The sequence below is a fragment of the Bdellovibrio svalbardensis genome (genome assembly GCF_029531655.1).
Taxonomy (GTDB): domain Bacteria; phylum Bdellovibrionota; class Bdellovibrionia; order Bdellovibrionales; family Bdellovibrionaceae; genus Bdellovibrio; species Bdellovibrio svalbardensis.
Window position 1 is genome coordinate 282,426 of record NZ_JANRMI010000004.1, and the last position, 20,454, is coordinate 302,879.

General features: G+C 45.5%; 17 protein-coding genes. 14 read left to right on the top strand and 3 right to left on the bottom strand.

The features are described 5' to 3' along the window. The first annotated feature begins 7 nt into the window (after positions 1–7). The 13 genes from NWE73_RS14295 (at position 8) to NWE73_RS14355 (ending at position 17,078) form a co-directional block, all read left to right on the top strand. Positions 8–619 carry a PilZ domain-containing protein gene (locus NWE73_RS14295; RefSeq protein ID WP_277579021.1) on the top strand — a complete coding sequence of 204 codons (612 nt, stop codon included), beginning with the start codon at positions 8–10 and terminating at the stop codon, positions 617–619. Beyond that, complete coding sequence (locus tag NWE73_RS14300) at positions 606–1,310, top strand: MotA/TolQ/ExbB proton channel family protein (RefSeq protein WP_277579022.1); 705 nt, start codon at positions 606–608, stop codon at positions 1,308–1,310. The genes NWE73_RS14295 and NWE73_RS14300 overlap by 14 nt, the downstream gene beginning before the upstream one ends. Positions 1,311–1,414: 104 nt before the next feature. Continuing rightward, on the top strand, positions 1,415–1,960 hold the full coding sequence (locus tag NWE73_RS14305) for an ExbD/TolR family protein (protein ID WP_277579023.1): 546 nt from the start codon (positions 1,415–1,417) through the stop codon (positions 1,958–1,960). A 3-nt stretch (positions 1,961–1,963) separates the two neighbouring features. After that, a complete protein-coding gene (locus NWE73_RS14310) occupies positions 1,964–2,461 on the top strand; it encodes an ExbD/TolR family protein (RefSeq protein ID WP_277579024.1) in 498 nt (165 codons plus the stop codon). 4 nt (positions 2,462–2,465) lie between these two features. Continuing rightward, complete coding sequence (locus NWE73_RS14315; protein ID WP_277579025.1) at positions 2,466–6,185, top strand: tetratricopeptide repeat protein; 3,720 nt, start codon at positions 2,466–2,468, stop codon at positions 6,183–6,185. Positions 6,186–6,199: 14 nt separating this feature from the next. Then, entirely contained in the window at positions 6,200–6,466 is a 267-nt protein-coding gene (locus tag NWE73_RS14320; protein ID WP_277579026.1) for a hypothetical protein, read from the top strand. 16 nt (positions 6,467–6,482) lie between these two features. Next, positions 6,483–7,961, top strand: a complete 1,479-nt coding sequence (locus NWE73_RS14325; protein WP_277579027.1) for an AgmX/PglI C-terminal domain-containing protein — start codon at positions 6,483–6,485, stop codon at positions 7,959–7,961. A gap of 17 nt (positions 7,962–7,978) precedes the next feature. After that, entirely contained in the window at positions 7,979–8,767 is a 789-nt protein-coding gene (locus tag NWE73_RS14330; protein ID WP_277579028.1) for an outer membrane beta-barrel domain-containing protein, read from the top strand. A gap of 55 nt (positions 8,768–8,822) precedes the next feature. After that, positions 8,823–10,943, top strand: coding sequence for a tetratricopeptide repeat protein (locus NWE73_RS14335; protein WP_277579029.1), 2,121 nt, complete (start codon positions 8,823–8,825; stop codon positions 10,941–10,943). Positions 10,944–10,959: 16 nt separating this feature from the next. Further along, entirely contained in the window at positions 10,960–11,616 is a 657-nt protein-coding gene (locus NWE73_RS14340; protein ID WP_277579030.1) for a hypothetical protein, read from the top strand. Positions 11,617–11,813: 197 nt separating this feature from the next. Then, positions 11,814–13,454 carry a methyl-accepting chemotaxis protein gene (locus NWE73_RS14345; RefSeq protein ID WP_277579031.1) on the top strand — a complete coding sequence of 547 codons (1,641 nt, stop codon included), beginning with the start codon at positions 11,814–11,816 and terminating at the stop codon, positions 13,452–13,454. A 203-nt stretch (positions 13,455–13,657) separates the two neighbouring features. Next, positions 13,658–15,316 carry a HAMP domain-containing methyl-accepting chemotaxis protein gene (locus tag NWE73_RS14350; RefSeq protein ID WP_277579032.1) on the top strand — a complete coding sequence of 553 codons (1,659 nt, stop codon included), beginning with the start codon at positions 13,658–13,660 and terminating at the stop codon, positions 15,314–15,316. A gap of 130 nt (positions 15,317–15,446) precedes the next feature. Next, the gene (locus NWE73_RS14355; protein WP_277579033.1) at positions 15,447–17,078 is read left to right on the top strand and encodes a HAMP domain-containing methyl-accepting chemotaxis protein; all 1,632 of its coding nucleotides are present in this window, start codon (positions 15,447–15,449) and stop codon (positions 17,076–17,078) included. Here NWE73_RS14355 and murJ read toward each other — a convergent pair. Further along, a complete protein-coding gene (gene murJ, locus NWE73_RS14360; RefSeq protein WP_277579034.1) occupies positions 17,075–18,670 on the bottom strand; it encodes a murein biosynthesis integral membrane protein MurJ in 1,596 nt (531 codons plus the stop codon). The genes NWE73_RS14355 and murJ overlap by 4 nt on opposite strands. A 52-nt stretch (positions 18,671–18,722) precedes the next feature. Here murJ and rpsT point away from each other — a divergent pair, with 52 nt between their 5' ends. After that, positions 18,723–18,986: a 30S ribosomal protein S20 gene (rpsT, locus tag NWE73_RS14365; protein WP_277579035.1), complete on the top strand. Its 264-nt coding sequence runs from the start codon at positions 18,723–18,725 to the stop codon at positions 18,984–18,986. Between the two features lie 11 nt (positions 18,987–18,997). Here rpsT and NWE73_RS14370 read toward each other — a convergent pair whose 3' ends face one another. Next, entirely contained in the window at positions 18,998–19,366 is a 369-nt protein-coding gene (locus NWE73_RS14370; RefSeq protein WP_277579036.1) for a PilZ domain-containing protein, read from the bottom strand. A gap of 68 nt (positions 19,367–19,434) precedes the next feature. Continuing rightward, complete coding sequence (gene holA, locus NWE73_RS14375; protein ID WP_277579037.1) at positions 19,435–20,448, bottom strand: DNA polymerase III subunit delta; 1,014 nt, start codon at positions 20,446–20,448, stop codon at positions 19,435–19,437. Positions 20,449–20,454 lie beyond the last annotated feature (6 nt).

Below are 20,454 nucleotides of genomic sequence, written 5' to 3' on the forward strand. Positions count from 1 at the left end.
GTGTTGTATGAGCGGTGGGGCACAAGCAACAGTTACAAAAGGTCAAGAGTGGTTTATTCTTCGTGGGGACATGAAATACGGTCCTTACGAGTACAGATCCTTGATCACAATGATCCAAAATGGCGAGCTCTATGATTATAACTTCGTATGGGCGCCGCACCTCGAGAATTGGACTCTCGTAGGTGATCTTCAGGATTTCTCCAAAGATCGTCTTTGCCGTCTCATCGAAAGCAAAGATCATCTCGCGGGATCTTTCAAAGACCGAAAAGTACCACGTGTTGATTTAACGACACCGGTATACGCTCACAACGATCATTCATTCTTTGATGGTCAGACCGTCAGCGTCAGCGAAAATGGAGCTCTCGTTCTTTTGAACGATCCCCTTCTTCTGCCTGGTCAAAAAATCATGCTTCATTTCAGAGTGTCTGAAGTGAATTCCCAATCTTTTAATGTTCTTTGTGAGATCGTTCGCAAGAACTATTCAAAGCAAAGACTGAATGTAAAATCCGGCCTGCATTATGCTGTTCGTTTCCTCGAAGTGCAAGGGACTGGTTCTGAGCAACTTACAAAATGGTCGCGCGGTGGCGTTGCCAAGGAGGAAACAAATGGCATTTCTTAAATTCATGAATGAATCCGGTGTCGTAGGCTGGACAATTCTTTTGACTGGTATCGGATCTTTGATCCTTGTCGCAGAACGAGCAAAAATGCTCTACAAAGAGTATGGGATGAATTCCGAAGAATTCATGGGCAAAGTCCAAACTCTGGTGCTTGCAAAAAAACTTGATGAAGCTCTTTTGATGTGCGCACAGCTTGAGAAAAAACCTCTGGCGGCGGCTTTCAAAACGATCTTGGAAAAAGCCGATCGTGATGACGATTCAATCTTCCAGGCTCATGATATCGCTTTGTCAGAGAATATTCCTTTGTACACAAAACGCCTGCACTATCTTTCAATGCTTGCCAACGTTGCAACATTGCTGGGTCTTTTGGGTACGATCCACGGTTTGATCCTGTCGTTCCAAGCGGTTGCACAAGCCGATCCTGCGCAGAAACAAGCTTTGCTGGCGCAAGGTATCTCGGTTTCAATGTATACGACAGCTTTGGGCTTGGCGGTTGCGATTCCGGCGATGGTGTTCTTCTCATTCCTGACTTCACGTCAAAATGAATTGATGGAAGAGATGCAGGAAAAATGCAGCAAGCTTGCGGAACTTCTCACAAGCGCTCATATCCCGAACCTTACTCGTCAGAATGTTTTCCCTGACCATGTGACTGCAACTATGACACCTCCAGCTCCCGGCGCGAAAGTCTCTTAACCGAGACGAAGCACTAACTGAGAGATGTGGGTAGACTCAGTACTCCGGCGAAGCCGGAGTGTAGACAAAAATTCCGGACGAAGGACGGAGTAAAATTGTGAGGTATGAGACGCGCTAAAAAAATTAAAATCAATCATCACAGTGAATTCGACCTGGATTTGGCTCCCCTGCTTGCCGTGATGGTAAAACTTGTACCGGTTCTTCTGGTTTCATCAGCCTTCGTGCAAATGATGGTTATCGAAACTGAATTGCCACAAGTTGTCAGTGAAGCGATTCAAAAGCAGGACCAAGATAAAACACCTACCATTATCGCTCTCGAAGTGGATGGCAAAGACGGCTTTAACATTGTAGTGACTGAAAAAGGTCAGGACAAAGTTGAAAATGTTCCGATGAAAGATGGCGCTTATGATCTGCCAGCTTTGCATCAAAAACTGGTTGCCGTCAAAAAAGCACATCCTGAAATCTTTAAACTTGAGCTCAATCCCGACTCCAAAGTTCCTTACAAAGAGATCGTGAAAATCATGGATGAAGTCCGTCAAGCTCACGACCCTTCCGTAAAATTCCCTGTTTTCGACACAAAACAAGGAAAGAACGTGGACACACCGTATATGTTTCCAGAGATCGTATTCTCTAACATGATGGAGGGCTAAACCATGTCACGCCGACGTCGTTATGACCCGAATATTAAAAAGAATTCCACCTTTGCTTTGAATATCACTTCGATGACGGACATGTTCACCATCCTCCTGGTGTTCCTGCTCCAAACTTATTCGACGTCAGATGTTCAAATCATACCTGAAACAGGTCTGCGTCTTCCAAGCTCGGCTTCACAGTCGAATCCGGTGGAGGCAATCAAGATTTCACTTTCAGGCGAAGCACTTAAAATTGACCAGACAAAAATCGCTGATGTGAAGAATGAAGATTTCCTCCCACAGGATTTGGAAGAAAAAGATTCAAACTTCATTAAGCCTCTTTTCGAAGAGCTTGATAAGCTTGCAAAAAATTCTTCTGACAAAGCTCATGTGAAAGAAGGCCGTATTCTCCTCCAAGCTGACAAAGAACTCCCTTATGCAACTTTGCGCAAGGTGATGTACACAGCATCTATGGCAGGTTTTCCTCAGTTGAAACTGGTTACATTAGTTGGAGAGTAGTTTTATGGCACTGCGTACAGTAGTTCTTCTTATGGCGATACATCTTTTTTCGATTTACTGTTTTGCAGAGACAGAAAAAGGTCTATTGCCCGAAGTTCGTTTGAATAACAACGAAGATGACAATGAGAAAAAGGCTTTCAGCAGCGAAATCCTGATCACTCGCTCTGAAAACAAGGCCATCGAGTCCCTGCAAGCCATTCTTAAAAAACAAAAAGGTTCTAAAAACGAAGCGGATCTTTGGTATCGTTTGGCTGAACTCTATATGAGAAGATCGAAATCAGGTCGTTTCTTTGACCTGCACAAAGACACGCCGATGATGAAACTTTCCTCGTTCCCAGTACCTAACGAAAAAGGTTCTGAGGCGATGAAGCGCGCAATTAAAATTTACTCCAAAATTGAAACTGAGTTTCCCCAATTCAAACAGATGGACTCGGTTCTGTTTAACAATGCTTTTGCACATCAGCAAATTGGCAAATTTAAAGAATCAGATCTTCTTTACGGCAAACTCCTTCAAAACTTTCCAAAGTCCCCACTGGTTCCTGACGGAACTCTGGCCTTGGGCGAACTCCTTTATGATCAAGGCAAATTCACCCAGGCTTTGGAACAATTCCAACGCCTGGAAAAGTTCCCGCAAAGTCGCGTGTACTCTTACGGAATGTACAAGGCGGCCTGGGCTTACTACAATCTTCATGACAGTGAAAACGGCATCAAAAAATTGGTTGAGGTCGTAAAAAACAATCCTCCTCTTCAAGAAGGTGAAGTGCCAACAAACCGCCATAATCTCCGTCGCGAAGCAATGCGTGATTTGACGGTTTTCATTGGTGACACCTACCCTGCAAATAAACTCTATTCTTTCTTTGAGGATATCACGACGGAAGAGGAGCTCGGCCAGTCTATGACGGACCTTGCGAAACTTTATGATTCCCACAGCCGTCAAAAGGAAATGAACATCTTCCTCGAAGAGTATATCGAAAAACGCTCTTCCGGTCCTGACGTGGTTAAATCCCATTTAGCCTTGGTGGAAGCTAATGAGGTCTTGAAAAAGCGCGATAAAGTTCTTGATCACTTGCAAACAGCCAGCGATCTTTGCCGCAAGGACTCTACCTGGAGAACCTTGCAAAAGCCTGATGTTGTTCAATCCTCATGTACAGAAGGCTTCCGCCACACCAGCCTGGATATGGCTAAAAAATGGTGGGACATCTGGACGAAGAACAAACAAAACGTGGCTTTCTCTGACCTGACTCAAAAATTGTTCAAATTGATGTTGGACAACGAAGACCCAGCAAAACCTGATTTGAAAACACGCTTTGCGTATGCCGAGCTTCTTTTCCAATTGGAAAACTATGATGACGCTAGCGTTCAATACAAGATGGTTGGCGAAAAAGCTTCAGAAGATCCAATGCGCCATGACGCAAACTATGCCGCTCTTTTCTCTAAAGAGAAAAGCATCGACAAGAAAAAAGACGCTTTGAAAGAAGCGGAACGTAAAGAATTGGCGTTGAACTACCTGGCGAAACACCCGACTGGCAAATTTGCGACAGCCGTCAAATTCAAAATCGGTCACATCGCTTACGAAGAAAACAACTATCCTGAAGCAGAAAAATGGTTGAAGCCTTTGACTTTGGTTAAAGGCACTGAGAACGCAGATATCAAAAAGAAGTCCGAGGACTTGGTTTTGGATATGCTCAATATCAAGAAAGACTACGCGGGAATCAAAGCCTTCTCTAAACAAGTCATGACTTCTTCAACCGACGAAAATCGCAAGAAGAACATGAATAAAATCTTCGAAGAGGCTCATTTCACGGAAGTTCAAGAGTTTGCCAAAGCTGGCGACAAAGACGAAGCAGCGCAAAAACTTATTGCCTACGCGAAAGAGCATGATGGATCTAAACTTGCCCAGGACGCTACTTGGCAGGCCATCGGTCTTTACTACACTGAAGGCAAAGTCTTCGAAGGCGCGGAACTCTGCTTGAAATATGCCGGCAAATATCCTGATGACAAAAAAAATCTGGATGCTTTGAAGGACGCTGCCAAAGCTTATGCTGAAATCGGCCAAGTTTCAAAATCAGCGGAAACCTTGGTTAAAATTGCGGATCTCGACAAGAAAAACCGCAATTCACACCTTGAAACCGCTGCTGACATCTATTTGTTGGAAAAGAAAATCAAAGATGCTCGTTCTGCTTATATGAACATCCTCTCTGCGGCTGACAATAAAACGCAGGAGCGCATTTACGCAAAATTGATGGATTCCTATAAAGACGAACAGAATTCCCCTGAGTTCGCGAAACTGCAAAACCAGGTTCAAGCGAAGGGTTTGGAGCCTTATACAACTCAAATCATGATTGATAAGGCGAAGGCATTGCTGGCAGCCGGAAAAATGACTGCGGCTTTTGATCTTTCTATGAAAGCCAACGGTCGCAACGTACCGGCAGAGGTTCGTGCGGAAGCCCGCTTGATACAAGCCCGTGTCCTGGAAAAAGAATTGACTCAACAAAGTGTTAAAGCTCGCGAAGAGAAATTTGCGACAGTCCTGGGAATTAAAACCGAAAAACTCGACAAAGCCCAAACTGCTTATGTGACAGCTTTGAAAATGAGTAAAGATCCCTACCAACAACTTGAAGCCATGCGCGGCATTGACCGTTGCTACGGTAACTATATCGAGGCGCTAACAAGCATGCCTCTTCCTGCTTCATTGAAACCAGAAGAGCAACAACAGTTGCGCGCTGAGCTCGCAAAACTCATCACGCCTATTCAAGACAAGAAGAATGATAACGAGGCGAAGCTTAAAGTTCTGGCCGCCTCTAAAGGGCAAGCCGCAACGACAGAAAGAGTTTACGCAAACATCCGTGTTGATCAGACCGTGACTCCAAATGTGCAGTACCCTTCTGTTGAAAAGATGACAGCCTTTTTACCTGCATCGACAGATATGAGCATCGGAAAGGTGTCTCGTTTCGAGATACGTCCAGAGACTCGCAGTGGAAAAACCTGCAATAAATCTGCGGTTTTAACAGGGCAACTTGCGAAGCTTAATCCGATCGAAATTGCAGGAAATTGTTATGGTTCTAGACAGTTCGAAATCGTTGAAAAGCTGGGTCTTGAGCTTGCGAAAAACAAAGAGACCAGAGCTCTGGGTTTGTTCTACGCCAGCGTTGGCGCAGAAGCTCGCGGATTCTCTGAAAAATCTTTGTGGATGATTGAAGCGGCATTGAAGCTTCAACCTGAAGCTTCACCATTCATCTATCAGAAAGCACGCTTGGTTTATAAAGACGATGGCTTGAATGCAGCAATGCAATTTTTCGATAAAGTTTTAGACATGCAAATGCCTTCTACAGAAATGCAAACTTTCGCAGGAGTGAAGGCTTTCTCAGAGGGAGATTTTACTAAAGCAATTGAAAAATTCTCTTCGCTTAGTAAAGAACAGTTGTATACTTTCAATGTAGGCGCCGTGATGAGTGAAGCATACGCTCAGAAAGGTGAAGTCGATAAAGCCTTGAGCACAGTGAAAGACTTGCTTAACGCGAAGAAAGACAATGTCGACTTCCTCTTGGAGCAAGCTCACTTGTTCGAAACTTACAAAGGCAGCCCAACACTCGCTTTGGATTCTTATGAAAAGGCATTCAAAGCAAGTTCACAAGTTGAGCTGCGCGATTGGTTAGGTAAGAAGATACAGTATTTGAAAAATCAAAACAAAGTCGGTCAGAACGTAATCTCAGGAGACTTGTAGTATGGAGGGTACAGGTGAAAACTATCATCGAAGCGACGTTTATAAAAACGTTGATGATCAGTTTCATTCTCTTGGGGGCAACGACTGCTTTGGCCAAACAAAGAACAGTCCGTAAAGTCCAAGAAGTAAATTTTGGTGACATGAACCTCAAGGGTACGATTCGTAATCCTGACGGAGCCTATCTTGTGCAGAAAAAAGGTATAAAATTTATGCCTCTTTATGATGTGCAAAAAGATATGGATGGCCGTATTCGCGAATCCGCATTGTACCTGAACAACTAAACACAAGAGGTGTTACATGCTCACTCTGATTGTACGTCAGTCTCTTAAAAACGGGACTGCGAAAACTTGGAAGTTGCGCTCATCAAATTCGGCTCAAACCTTCGGTTCATCCCGTTTGGCCGACGTTATCTCCATCGCCCCAACGACAAAGGGAATTCAAGGCATTTTTGAATTCCGCGACAATCAATGGTGGTATGTGAATATGGATATGCAGACCGGTGCCAAAATCTCTGGCTCCCCGGCTCTACTGCTCAATAAAGAGCAAACTCTTGAAATGGAAGACTGCACTCTTTCGTTCACTCCAGTGAAACGAGAATCAGATCTTTACCAACGCCTGGAAACTGTGGGTCGCGACAGCTCTGCGATGGGCGTGGAATTGGGAAAGCAATTCCAGCTGTATATGGTTAAGCAATCAGGTCGCGTTCTTGAAACAAGAATCCTTCCTGTAAATAAAAAATTTAAACCTGCTTTCTCCAATAACAAAGTCGCTTGCATTCCATCGCCTGAATGGCACCGCCAAATGGTGGATGACGTTGAAGTGAGCCAAAGAACCTTGTCTTTGGAAGATGCCGCAAGACTGGCGCGCTTCTCTCCAAGTCAATTGGTCGATCAAGACTCTAAAAAAGGTGTGATCTTGATGTTGGGAGCAGCTGCTTTCTTCATCACAGTAGCGATTTTCTCTCCAAAGAGTTCACACACTGTGGCTGAAACGGCCCCTCCGAAAGTGGCGCAAAAGATTATTGTTAAAACTGAATTGAAACCAAAACGCAAAAAATCAGAAGTGGCGAAGCCTGCTCAACAGGTTGTTGTGAAACAAGCTCCTGCTGCAGCAGGTCCTAAGGCAGAAATGCCCACTGGCGGTGGTGGTGGCAAAATTGCCAACATGATGAAATCCATTTCTGGTGGTCGTATTTCTCAATTGATCGGAAAGGTTTCCGCTCAAGGTGCTAAAAGTGCCAATGTCGTTTTTGCAAATGGCGTAAAAGCCGGTGCCGGTCCATCCGGTCGTGCTCTTGCCGCCGTTGGAAATATGGAACGCTCCGGTCGTGACTGGGGTGCTGCAGGAACAGGTACTGGCGTGATGATTTCCACCAATGGTAAAGGAGGCGGTAAAAACGCATCTGGCATGGGCGGATTGGTTGCTGGGGGCACAGGCTCTGGCGGTGTTGGTTTGATCGAGGAAGAATCAGAGATTATTGGCGGTTTGGATCGCGAAATCATCGCTCAATATATCAAATCGAAATTGGGCCAAATTCTTTATTGTTATGAAAGACAACTCAGTGCCAATCCTGATCTATTCGGGAAAGTCGCTGTGAAATTCACTATTGGACCGACAGGTTCAGTAGAACAACAGTTAATTGGGGACACAACGCTTAAGAACGCAACCGTCGAGGGATGTATATTGAATAGGGTTGCCGCATGGAAGTTTCCGAATCCGCAAGGGGGAACTCGCGTGCTCGTAACGTATCCATTTTTATTCAAGAGTACAAACTAATACGACGGGGGTAATTCGTGTTTAAGAAATCATTACTAGTAATCAACATGTCTGTCATCTTGTGGGGCATCGGTGCCGCATCAACAGCAACAGCTCAAGATACCAAACCAGAAGCCAAACAAGAGCGTGGTAGCGACAAACTCGATATCAAAAAGCTCGAACAAAAATATTGGGCGGCTAAAGATGACGATTTCAGTGTCGTGCAAAATCGTCGCTACACCAAGGCCGACAGATTTTATTTAACGGCGTCAGCGGGTATTCCCTTCAATGACCCTTACAGCACAGGTTCTATCTTTGCTGCGAATTTGGGTTATTTTATGAATGAGCGCTGGGGCTTTGAGTTCAACTACAATTCCGCGAACATGAAAGATAATGATGCCGTTGACCAGTTCGTGAATACTTACAAAGTTATGCCAGATCATAACATCTTTAAGTCTTCACAATTTGTCTCAGCAATCTGGGTTCCCTTCTATGCGAAAATGAGCGCTTTGGATAAAGCGATCATCTACTTCGATATGGGACTTTCAGTCGGCGTAGGTAACTTGAACTATGAAATTGCAAAAGTTGAAGGCAATGATTCCAAAGGAACTTTTGCTTACAAACTTGGCGTCTTCCAACAGATTTTCTTCTCTGAGCACTTTGCCGTGAGAGTCGACCTGAACAACACCTGGTCGAGCCAAAACAAGATGAAGTATTATGTTCCAGGATCTACGGTCAACGGTAACGCCATCACAGGTACCCGTGATCAGGGAAGCGAAACTGTGAACGACACCTCATTGATGATTGGTCTTACTTACTGGCACTAACTACTCCGACAAAGTCGGCGTGAACAAAGTACGATTCCTTGGGGCGGGGGTCCTTATGAATAAGTCATTGATGATATTTTTCAGTCTTCCACTACTCTGCATGTCTGCATGGGCGGATCCTGCTTTGACCGTCAAGAAAGCAGCGCGCCCAGCAGCGGCAAACTTAAAAGTTAAAACAAGCCTGGTTCCTACCTTCGAAGTTTATCAAAAGAAGGTAGTGAAAGGAAAAACGGAAGTTTACAAGGTTAAGAATATTCCTTTACTTGACCTCGGCGAAGAGCGCGAAGTGCAAGCGGCGACTTTAAGTCCTCTGCGCCTCCCCGCCGCCGCCGAAGTCAAAGAACAGGAAGTTCGCCGCCACCCACCCGTTCAGGCGCTGAACTTTGCGGTCACACCTTATACCTTGACCGTCGAGAACCCAAAACAAATTACGAGCGCCGAAGCCTTTGCAAAGATTCCGGATGTCAAAATCTTGAATCCAGTGGCGGCACCAGTAACCCAGGAACCTCAGGTCACTCTCGTAAAAATGGACGAGCTTAAACCAAACGACTACAAGCTTTTGCAAGCTTTGATTTTCCTCGAGATTCAAAAGAACTATGAATTGGCTATGGGTTTGTTTGCGGAGTTGATGGATGATCCCGAACACCGCATTGAGGCATTGTACAACTATGCACAAACTGCCAAGGGCATGGGACTTAATTCTGAATTCAGAGAATACATGATCCAGGTTGCCAAAGAGACAAAAAACAAGGATTGGCAACAACGTGCCACTGAAGCACTGGTGAAAAACATCACAGTTCTTCAACACTCTGATATTGCCATGATTGACCCTTTGGTCAGTAAATACGAATTGGATGTCACAAAAAACGATGACTACCAATTAACTCGTGCAAAATACTACTCTGAAGTGGGACAGTTGGGTCTGGTCGAAGACGCTCTGATCTATATCTCAGAAACATCTCCTCGCTATCCTGACGCTTTGATGCTGTCTTCTTTGTTGAGCTACCGTCAAGGCAAGGTCGATGAAGCTATTATCAATTTGGAAAGACTGATGCAAATTACAGAGGCCAATAAAACGTCACAGATTCGTTCCGTCGGTGCATTGACCTTGGCGCGCATGCAATTCCAAAAAAGCCAATACAAAGACGCTTTCCAATCTTACTTGAAAGTGGACAAATCCAACCCTCTTTGGTTGCAAGCAATGATTGAAAGTGCCTGGACGCAGATTCTGGGTGAAGACTACGAAGGTGCTGCAGGGAATATGTTCTCATTGCACACGGATTTCTTTAAAAACGCCTTTGCTCCGGAATCATACGTAGTTCGTACCGTAGGCTACTTGAATCTTTGCCAATATGGTGACGGCGCGGAAGTCCTCAATGATATGCGCCAAAAATACAGCCCATGGAAGAAGAAGCTGGAAGCTTACAACTCCACACATAAAGATCCCCTCAACTATTATGATACCGTCAAGAGCTGGATTAAAAATTCAGACTTAAAAGAAGTTGATGGTTTGCCAAGATCCTTCATCGTCGAGCTGGCTCGCCATCCCGGCTATATGAGCGTACAAAAGCAAATCAACACTTATGAAGACGAAATCAGTCGTTTCAACAGAATTGCTTTGAACTTGATCAACATGGAACGCGATCTTCTAAAGAAACAAAATGCGGCGAGCAAAGAACTTGCTGATGCAAAAACAAAAATAGGCAAAAACAGTCCTTCCGAAGGTGCTGTCCAAGCCATACAGACTGCCGAGAAGAAGCTATTGAGCTACCGCATTCAGTACCATATCGCCAACAAAGCCCGAACTTCGATCAAAAATATCAGAGCGCAGGGCTTGGCACGTATTGATAAAGAAAAAGATGTACTTCGCAAGGCCGCGGCAAAAACGTTACAAACCCGCTTCACTGAGATGTATGCCAGCTTGAATAAGGTGTTGGACCAAAACGACGTGCTTCAGTATGAATTGTACTCTGGCGCGGGCGAGCATCTTCGCTATCAAATGGCCGGCGGTGATGTAAATACGAAAGAACGTGCTGAATTAAAAGTGCAAAAAGAAAAAAGTTTGAACTGGAAATTTAAAGGTGAAATCTGGGAAGATGAAGTAGGTCACTACCGTTCTTCTTTGAAAAACGTCTGCCCACAAGAATCAAATGTGGCTGGTTTGTCTGAACAATAAGGAAGGAATCTTTTATATGAAAATTTCAACTCTGACTCTTGGAATGTTAACTCTTGGTGTTTTGATGAGCCTTCATTCAACTGCTTTTGCCCAGAACTCGGCGAAAGAGGGTCTTGAACGCATCAAATCAAACCTTAACAATTCAAAAACCAATCTGACTGAATACGAAAAGAACCTCAAAACTGTTGAAGGCAACTTAGGCGAAGTCGGCAAAGCCAAAGGCCAAGTTGAAGGACAACAAAAACAAGTCCTGCAACAAGTCGAGGAAAATAATCAAGCCATGGGCAAAGTGGGAAGCAAGGAAAAAGACATCACCGCTTTGATCAATGAAGAAAAGTCCAAGACAGCCCTGGAGAATCAAAAAATCCAAGAATACGAAGCCATGATTGCCAAGATCAAAGAAAACCAAAAAAAGCGTGAAGCCAACGTCGCTGACTATCAAATGCAGCTGAACCAACTGCAGGAAGAAAAAAAGATTTGGCAATCTCGTGCTGCAAATCTTAAAGATCAGCATGAACAAGTGAGCCAAAAAATCAGAACTTTGGCGAACGAGGAAAAAGAATGGAAAGCCAAGCAGCAAGGCTACCAAGGCGAAGTCAAACGCTGGAGTAAGGAAGTTGAAAGACAGCAAAAAATTAGCGACTCTTACAACTCGTTGGCGGAAGTAAAATAAACTCAGATTTCAAAAACTAATTACCCCAAGGAGGTCTTAACGACCTCCTTTTTTTATCAAAAAAAGAATCTCCTCCCCCACCCGACACGGTGGACATTCAATCAATTCCGCCTAGACCAACTCGCGATTCGCCCGCAATTCACCGAAAATAAATTTGTAGTCTGTAACATTTTTTTCAAAGAAAAAGGGCATCAAATATGACGTCATCTATGGGCAGTTGGTTTCGAGGGATCAAGGGGAAACTTCTCTTTGCGGCAGCACTTCCTGTTTTGGGTTTCACCATCGTATATTTTATTGCGCACGCAAACTTCAATACCCTGGGAGACCTGCTCAGCACCTCCAATAAATTCATTATCCCTAATCTTCAAGGCGTCGGAGAAATGCGCCAGGCGCGAAATAAATTCGGCTATCAAATTTGGGCGGCGATGAACATGCCCACCACAGAAAAACGCATGGAACGTTTGAAAATCGTTCACCAAGCCATCGAAGAGTTTGATAAAGGTTTTAAGCTCTATAATTCAGTTCCCAGCCCTGCAGAACTGGCGCCCACTGACAAATTGGGTAATGACAATATTGTAGAGTACCTGGCTCTTCTGAAAAAATGTGCCGACCTTGTGGAGAGTGGTAAACCCGAAGCCTATGATGAGGTAAAACACCAACTTGATGGCCGTCTTTGGGAGCTGGGCACAACCATGAACAAAATGACGACTGCGGCATTAAAATACTTTGATGAGACGGCCCTTGCAAATACAAAGACTGCAGAAGACACCATCAAGACTGCAAACAACATCATCTTGTTCACAACACTGACGGCCTGTCTTTCGATTTTTGCTATCCTCATGTTTATCGCCGGCCGGATATCCTCATCAGTGGGCTCCATTGCCTCTCGCCTGACAACAGCAGGAAGCAATGTCGCATCTTCTGTGGAGCAGCTCAATGAAGCTGGCAACAGCCTTTCTCAGTCTTCCACTGAAGCAGCCGCCTCTTTGGAAGAAACCGTGGCAGCCCTCGAGGAATTAACTTCAATGGTGCAAATGAACTCGGACAATGCCAAACAAGCGGCGACTCTTTCCGCGTCTTCACGAGAAGCCGCCGAACGGGGCGAACGCGAAATTCAAAGTCTCATTCAATCGATGACGACCATTTCTCAATCATCAAAGAAAATTGAAGAGATCATCTCAGTCATCGACGATATCGCCTTCCAGACTAATTTGCTGGCATTGAATGCCGCTGTCGAGGCCGCTCGAGCTGGCGAACAAGGAAAAGGATTTGCCGTCGTTGCCGAAGCCGTTCGCAGCCTGGCTCAGCGAAGCTCTGCTGCTGCCAAGGATATCACCAGCTTAATTAAAGATTCAGTATCTCAAATCGAAGATGGCAGTCAGATCGCAGACCAAAGCGGCGCTGTTCTTACAAACATTGTGACTTCGGTCAAAAAGGTTTCTGATCTCAACAGTGAGATTGCAGCGGCGAGCTCTGAACAAACCACCGGCATCCAACAAATCAGCAAAGCGATGAATCAGCTGGATCAAGCTTCGCAGTCGAACGCCGCCTCAGCGGAAGAGATTGCCGCGACCAGTGGGGAGATCAATAACCTTGCGGTGACAGCTCAGAATCTCACAGTTGAGCTCAACCTGGTTGTTATGGGGGCGCAAGAAGGGTCCAACTTCCCTACGCTTGAATCCAGTTCAAAAGCGACCCGAGTCACCGCCTCGAAGCAGTCCAATCTCACACCGTTACGAAGAAACGCCTCAGGAAAAGACACCAAGAGAACTTCCACAAATGCGATTCCGTTCGATGAAGATACAAGGTCTCGTGTTGGAACAACGGATGGTTTCTAGATGGAACAAAAACATGTTTGCGTTTGGGTATCCGAGTCTTCCTAGTTAAAATGTATTAAAGGACAACCCGACCATTGTGGGGCTCCTCATGATCATAACTTGAACGTAACTTGTAATGAAACTGGACTTAGCCTGGTGTTGCAAAGAACCGAACAAGATAACATTAAATATAATAAATAGTACTAATTACTCGAGAGGATCTTATGAAGAATAATTCAATATCAGGTTGGTTTCAGGGGATTAAAGGCCGCCTTTTACTTGCCGCCTTTTTACCATTAATTGGCATCGGCATCATCTTTGGTGTCGCTTTCAATGGTCTCAATAAGACCAACGTCATACTCAACACCGCGCACGAATCGATCATCCCAAATTTCGCAGCAATCGGAGAAATGCGTCAGTCCCGAAATAAATTTTCATCAAAAATTCTTGAGGCCACCTTACATGGTCAAAAACCAGACGAGCGTGCTGCTTTTTTGAAATCAGCTCGAGAGGGAATCAAAGAGTTTTCTGACAACTACGTAGCTTATACGAAAGCTCCCTTCCTTCCAGGTGAAGAAGTCATCCACGACAAGGTAAAAGCAGAAATTCCCGAGTTCATCAAAACCATGGAAACCATCGCAACCTTGATGGAAGCCAACGATCCAGAAAAAACAAAACAAGCGGGCGACTTGCTTGAAGGACCGTTTGCTAAGATCGGCGCCCATGTTCGCGACTTCAATCGCGCTGTCGCAGATCTCTATGATAAAACTGCTGAAGCCCAAGCTTTAGAGGCTAAAGCCACACAAAAAGAAGTCTTCAACATGATGCTTCTTATCACTGCTATATCTGCAGTGGCGATCTTCGGGGTCCTTCTTTGGATCGCTTCAAAAATCTCTCACTCAGTGGGCTCGATTGCTGATCGCCTTACTGGCGCCAGCACACAAGTTGCCACCGCCGTTGAACAACTCAATGAAGCCGGCAACAGTCTTTCCCACTCTTCGACAGAAGCTGCCGCTTCTTTGGAAGAAACCGTGGCTGCACTTGAAGAATTGACTTCAATGGTGCAGATGAACTCAGACAATGCGAAACAAGCCGCAGCTTTGTCAGCATCATCTCGTGACGCTGCTGAAACAGGTGAAAATGAAATCAAAAACCTGATCACGTCTATGACAGAGATCTCCCGTTCTTCTAAGAAAATCGAAGAGATTATTTCAGTGATTGACGATATCGCGTTCCAAACAAATCTTTTGGCTCTGAATGCGGCGGTCGAAGCTGCTCGCGCTGGAGAACAAGGTAAAGGTTTCGCGGTTGTTGCAGAAGCAGTTCGCACACTCGCACAAAGAAGTGCCGCCTCTGCCAAAGACATCAACTCCTTAATCAAAGAGTCCGTTTCACAAATTGATCGCGGCAGTGAGATTGCTGACCAAAGCGGGACTGTCCTTTCGAATATTGTGAATTCCATCAAAAAGGTTTCTGATTTGAATAACGAGATCGCAGCCGCAAGCTCTGAACAAACGACAGGAATCCAGCAAATCAGCAAAGCGATGAATCAGCTGGATCAGTCATCTCAGTCAAATGCAGCATCTGCCGAAGAAATTGCAGCGACCAGCGGTGAGATCTCGAATCTTGCCGTAAACACAATGAACCTGACTGTTGAACTGAATACCGTCGTCCTTGGGGGAGACACCGGACGCAGTGCCCCTCCTGCAGAGACAACTTTGAAAACAAATAAACCAACTCCAAAGACTGCCTCTAAGAAAACCAATGTTATTCCTATGCGAAAAGCCGCCTCTGTAGTCGCCGAAAAGAATGTAAAATCAGCAGAAGCAATTCCGTTTGATGAAGACGACAGAGCCAAAGTAGGCAATACAGACGGTTTCTAAAATCGATATCTGACCCCGTGTCCTTCTCCACCGAGGGAAGACACGGGGGACATTACATCCAATTAACTAACTAGACTAAGCTCCCTCCAAGCGAGAACCGAAGAAAGGTTTCATTTGCAAGGAGCATTCAATGAATCAGTCCCCGTTTTCATCTTGGTTTCGCGGTATCAAAGGTCGCCTACTTGGCGCGGCCCTCATCCCCGTTGTCGGATTCGGCATCGTCTTTTATATTTCTCACGGTGGCTTCGAAAAATTAAGCGCCGTGATCGACAGTGCCCATGGCGACATCATCCCCAATCTTTCCGCCCTCAGCGAATTGCGCCAAGCCCGCAATAAATTTGGTTATTCCACATGGAGCTACATCAATGCAGAGAATGCGGAAGAACGAACTTCCGCGGCAAAAGGCATTGCATCTGCCTTGGAAGAATACGAAACAAACTTCAAGAGCTATACAGAAGCCACTTTCTCTCCTGAAGAAAAGAAGGCCTTCGACGCCGTCAAAGACAAGTACACAGGCCTCATCGCCTCAATGAACAAAATCAAAAAATTTACTGAAACTGACAAGGCGGAGAACAATGCTGCAATGAAGGCCGAACTCAAAGGTGATTTCGCTCAGTATGGAGAGGTCGTCGGTGGTTTCACACGAAATACAGCTCTGGGATATGTAGCCCGCGGGGTCGCTGAATCAAAAGAAGCCGTCGTTGTCCGAAACAATGCTTTCAACATGCTGACAGTTACAACGGGCCTTTGCTGTTTTGCTATCTTTGGAATACTCATGTGGCTGGCTGCCGCAGTAACAAAATCAGTAAGCTCCATTGCCGAACGTCTGACCGTCGCTGGTGGACAAGTCGCCTCTTCAGTGGAACAGCTGAACGAAGCCGGAAACAGTCTTTCTCATTCTTCCACTGAAGCTGCGGCCTCTTTAGAAGAGACTGTCGCCGCCCTGGAGGAAATGTCTTCGATGGTTCAAATGAATTCAGACAACGCGAAACAAGCGGCGGCTCTGTCAGCCTCCTCTCGTGATGCGGCTGAAAATGGAGAACGCGAAATCAAATCTCTCATCACGTCTATGACCGAAATTTCTCAATCATCCAAAAAGATCGAAGAAATTATATCCGTGATCGATGATATTGCTTTCCAAACAAACCTCTTAGCCTTGAATGCGGCCGTTGAAGCAGCCCGCGCTGGCGAACAAGGTAAAGGATTTGCGGTTGTCGCTGAAGCAGTCCGCGCCTTGGCACAAAGAAGTGCGGCCTCTGCGAAAGATATCAACTCATTGATTAAAACATCGGTCAGCCAAATTGACAGCGGCAGCAGAATTGCCGACAAGAGCGGAACCGTGCTTGGCAATATCGTAACTTCAATCAAAAAGGTCGCTGACCTGAATAATGAAATTGCGGCGGCAAGCTCAGAGCAAACAACAGGAATTCAACAGATCAGTAAAGCCATGAATCAGTTGGACCAGGCATCTCAGTCGAATGCGGCCTCTGCGGAAGAAATCGCAGCGACCAGTGGCGAGATCAACAATCTGGCGACAACGAATCAAAATCTAACTGTTGAATTGAACAATGTGATCCTTGGAACGAATGACCAAGGCCTGGAGCTGGCTCCAACGGCGAAGTCAGGCGGCACAGCCATCAAAAAGAAGAGCAACGTTGTTCCCATGAGAACTGCCGCTTCTTCTCAAAAGAACACTCAGCCTGCTGAGATGATTCCCTTTGACGAAGAACCGCGCAAAGTGGGCTCCACAGACGGCTTCTAGTTCTTTCGTTTCAAAGACGACAATAGAAACTGCGCCTGCTCCAGGCGCAGTGCCATTGAACACGTAAAGTAAACCACTGCTCCAGCCAAAATCGCTAAAACCAAAGCCATCAATTTTCCCAAAGAACTAAATTCCAAAACTTCTGCGAGCGGAAAGTAAATTTGCACGGCACCTGCCAACCCCACTCCAGCGAAGAAAATTTTCAAAGCTTCGGTCAAAGTTTTACGCCACTCTATTTTCATAATTAGAATTCGCAAAGCCAACGACATCACAATAAACTGCAGAGCCATCGCCACCAAACTGGAAAGAACCAATCCCTGCAACCCTGCCCTGCGAATCCACCAAGCAGCCCAAGATAAGTGCAGCAATAAAGCCCCAGCGGAAGTCAGTGCCGGCAACCAGGTGTTTTTCACTGCATAGAAAGCCGGAGAAAGAATGCGCACGCCAGAGACAAACAATAAGCTCACGGCATAAACTTGCAAAACAATCGCGGTGTTTTTCGCATCCAAGACTGTGAAATGCCCACGTTTAAAAAGCACCTCGATGATCGGCTCCGCCAGGAAAAACAACCCTAGAGTGGCAGGCCACGCCAGAAAAAGCGAAAAGAGAAAGTGCTCTTGAACCACCTCGCGAAATTTATTTCTTTCATTTCGCAAAGCCAGCTCACTGAGTGTCGGCAACAATGCGGCCCCCAAACTGACTGACACCAAAGAAAGAGGCATCTCCAGCAAGCGATCCGCCCAATAGATATAAGAAATCGCCCCTTCACCCATGGAGCTTGCGAAATGCAAATTCACCAAGGTCGTAAACTGCAAAAGCCCCATACCTAGAAGGCCTGGCAACATGTTCTTCAAGACTCTTCTGACATCTTCATTCCAAATCTGGCGCTGCACCCTTGGCAAATATCCACGTCCCCGCAAAGCCAACCACAACAACAAAGCTTGCAATATCCCGCCAACCAGCACCCCCCACGCCAAGCCATCCCCTATTTGCGGAAACCATGACGGCGGCAGAAAAGTGAACACCAACATCGAAATATTTAACAGTGCGGGCGCAACAGCCGGCAGACCAAAACTTCCCAGAGCATTTAAAACTCCCATGAAGTAGGCATAGCTACAGACAAAGTAAACAAAGCCAAACATGATGCGCGCCATTCGCACCGTCAGCAGCCATTTTTCTGGATTCTTGGCGTAATCAGCGGAAAGAATCAGCCCCAACACCTGCTCCATATAGAGGATGCCCAAAACCGTCAGACTGCCGAGGAAAATCAAAAAAACAGTATAGAGAGCATTTAAGAGGTTCTGAGCACGAATCCCGCTGGAATCTTCAGCCCGAGCCTGCATAAAAACCGGAATAAAACTCACGGATAAGGAGCCCTCGCCAAATAAACGGCGAAAGAGATTGGGAAGCCGGAAAGCCGCTGTCCATGCGTCAGTGACGGAACGCTCGAAGAGCGCTGCCAAGGCCATATCCCTCAAGAGCCCAAGAATGCGGCTCGTTAGAGTACCTGACGCCATAAAAAAGGCCCTCTTGAGGACCTTTTTTCGATCTTGCTGGCTATGTTGTTTTAATGTGCTTGCTTCGTGAGACACCCTATGTTAATCCCTTTGGTTCGTCTAAAAAGATTACTGTGGAGGTTATCCCTTGGCAAATCATAAGTCTGCAGCAAAAAGAGCTCGTCAGTCTGTTCGCAAAACCGCTGTTAACAATGCTCGTAAAAGCACTGTAAAAACAGTTGAGAAAAAACTAGTTAAAGCAATTGAAGCGAAAGACCTTAAAGCTCTTCCTGAATTGTTGAAAGCTTTCACTTCTTCAGTGATGAAAGCTGCTAAAACTGGCGTTATTAAGAAAGAAACTGCTTCTCGCAAGATCAGCCGTCTTTCTACTCGCGCTTCTGCTGCTAAGTAATTAGTTGTAGATTAGCTATTAGATAGCGATTCGGTACGGGCTGATACGTAAGCCCGTATTTGTCGTTTAATTGAGAAAGCGATTTCGCTAAAGCTCAATCCGTGGGTGACCTTCGAGTCACCTTCTTTTTTTCTTGTTGATCGCACGATGGCGCGCAAGAACACAAAATCCCCTGATGGAATTTGCAAGCTAACAACCAGTTCATGACCTTCAGTCAAAATGAACTCGGAAATGATGGACATTCCGCCCTCTCCCAATTCACCCGTTTCGCAGACAAAATAAGAGCCATCGCAAAGTACGCCTACTTTACGTCTTAGCGCGCGTCTTGGATATTGACGGCGAAAATGGCCTTTGTCTTCGAGATCGAACTTAGTATTCATATGTCCCTTACTCCAGCAAAAGCCGGAGCCTAGACAACTTGTCGGAATTTTAGAGGGGAAGCTTAACCTTAGTGGGCCGCGTGAGAGCTACAAGTTTTAAGAACCATATTCTCAAGCCAGATGTGACTGGACAATGGGGAAGACTTGAGGGCCTTATCTGTCTCAGAAAGAACCACTAATGTCTGCTCTAGCTTTTTAGCAGTCCAACGTCGAGATTGGTCCGTATAGGTATCCAAAAAATAAGGAGGCACCTGCGCATAGTGAGCGAGCTTCGCCCCTTGCAGACCCTCTTCCATGCCCTTCTTCACCGTCAGAAGAATACGCACATGACGGGCCACCAAAGAAATAATACCGATCTCGTTTTGCCCCTGATCCAACAGATGAACCAAATGCTCCAAAGCTTTCACGCGATCATTTTCACCAATAGCTTTGGTAAAATCGAAAACGTTTTCCTCTTTAGAGCGAGACACTACTTGCGCGACATCAGACACTTCAATACGACGCGAACCTTCGACAAACTCACCGAGCTTTTTCAACTCCCCTTCAATTTCAGTCAGATGATGTCCGGCCAATTTATGAAGAAGATGAATCGCTTCATTGCTGATCGTCAGACCCAAGCTTTGTGCGATATAGTTGATCCAGGAAGGAATTTGATTTTCGTAAGGTTTTTTAAATTCAACGCATTCTGCTTTATCCAACAACGAGCGAATGGATTTTTTACGTTTATCGACTCGCGAAGCCAAAAGAACAAAGACTGTGCTATCTACCGCGTTTTCAATCAACGGTTCTAACTCTGCCCATTCTTTATCCGTGAGCTCTTGAGATTCCTTCAGGATCACCAAACGGCGCGGCGCCATCATCGGCAAGGTTTCCACAGCGTCACGAACTACGCTGACATCTGCATCACTGGCATAAAACAAACTATAATTGAAATCGATGGCGCCTTCGTTAAGGACTGCATATTTGAAACGATCAACACTTTGATTGAGCAAATAAGGCTCTTCGCCAAACAGAAAATAAAGAGGAGACAATTGTCCCTTTTCTAGATCCCGATAGAATTTCTGCGCATCAATTACTGCCATTACAAA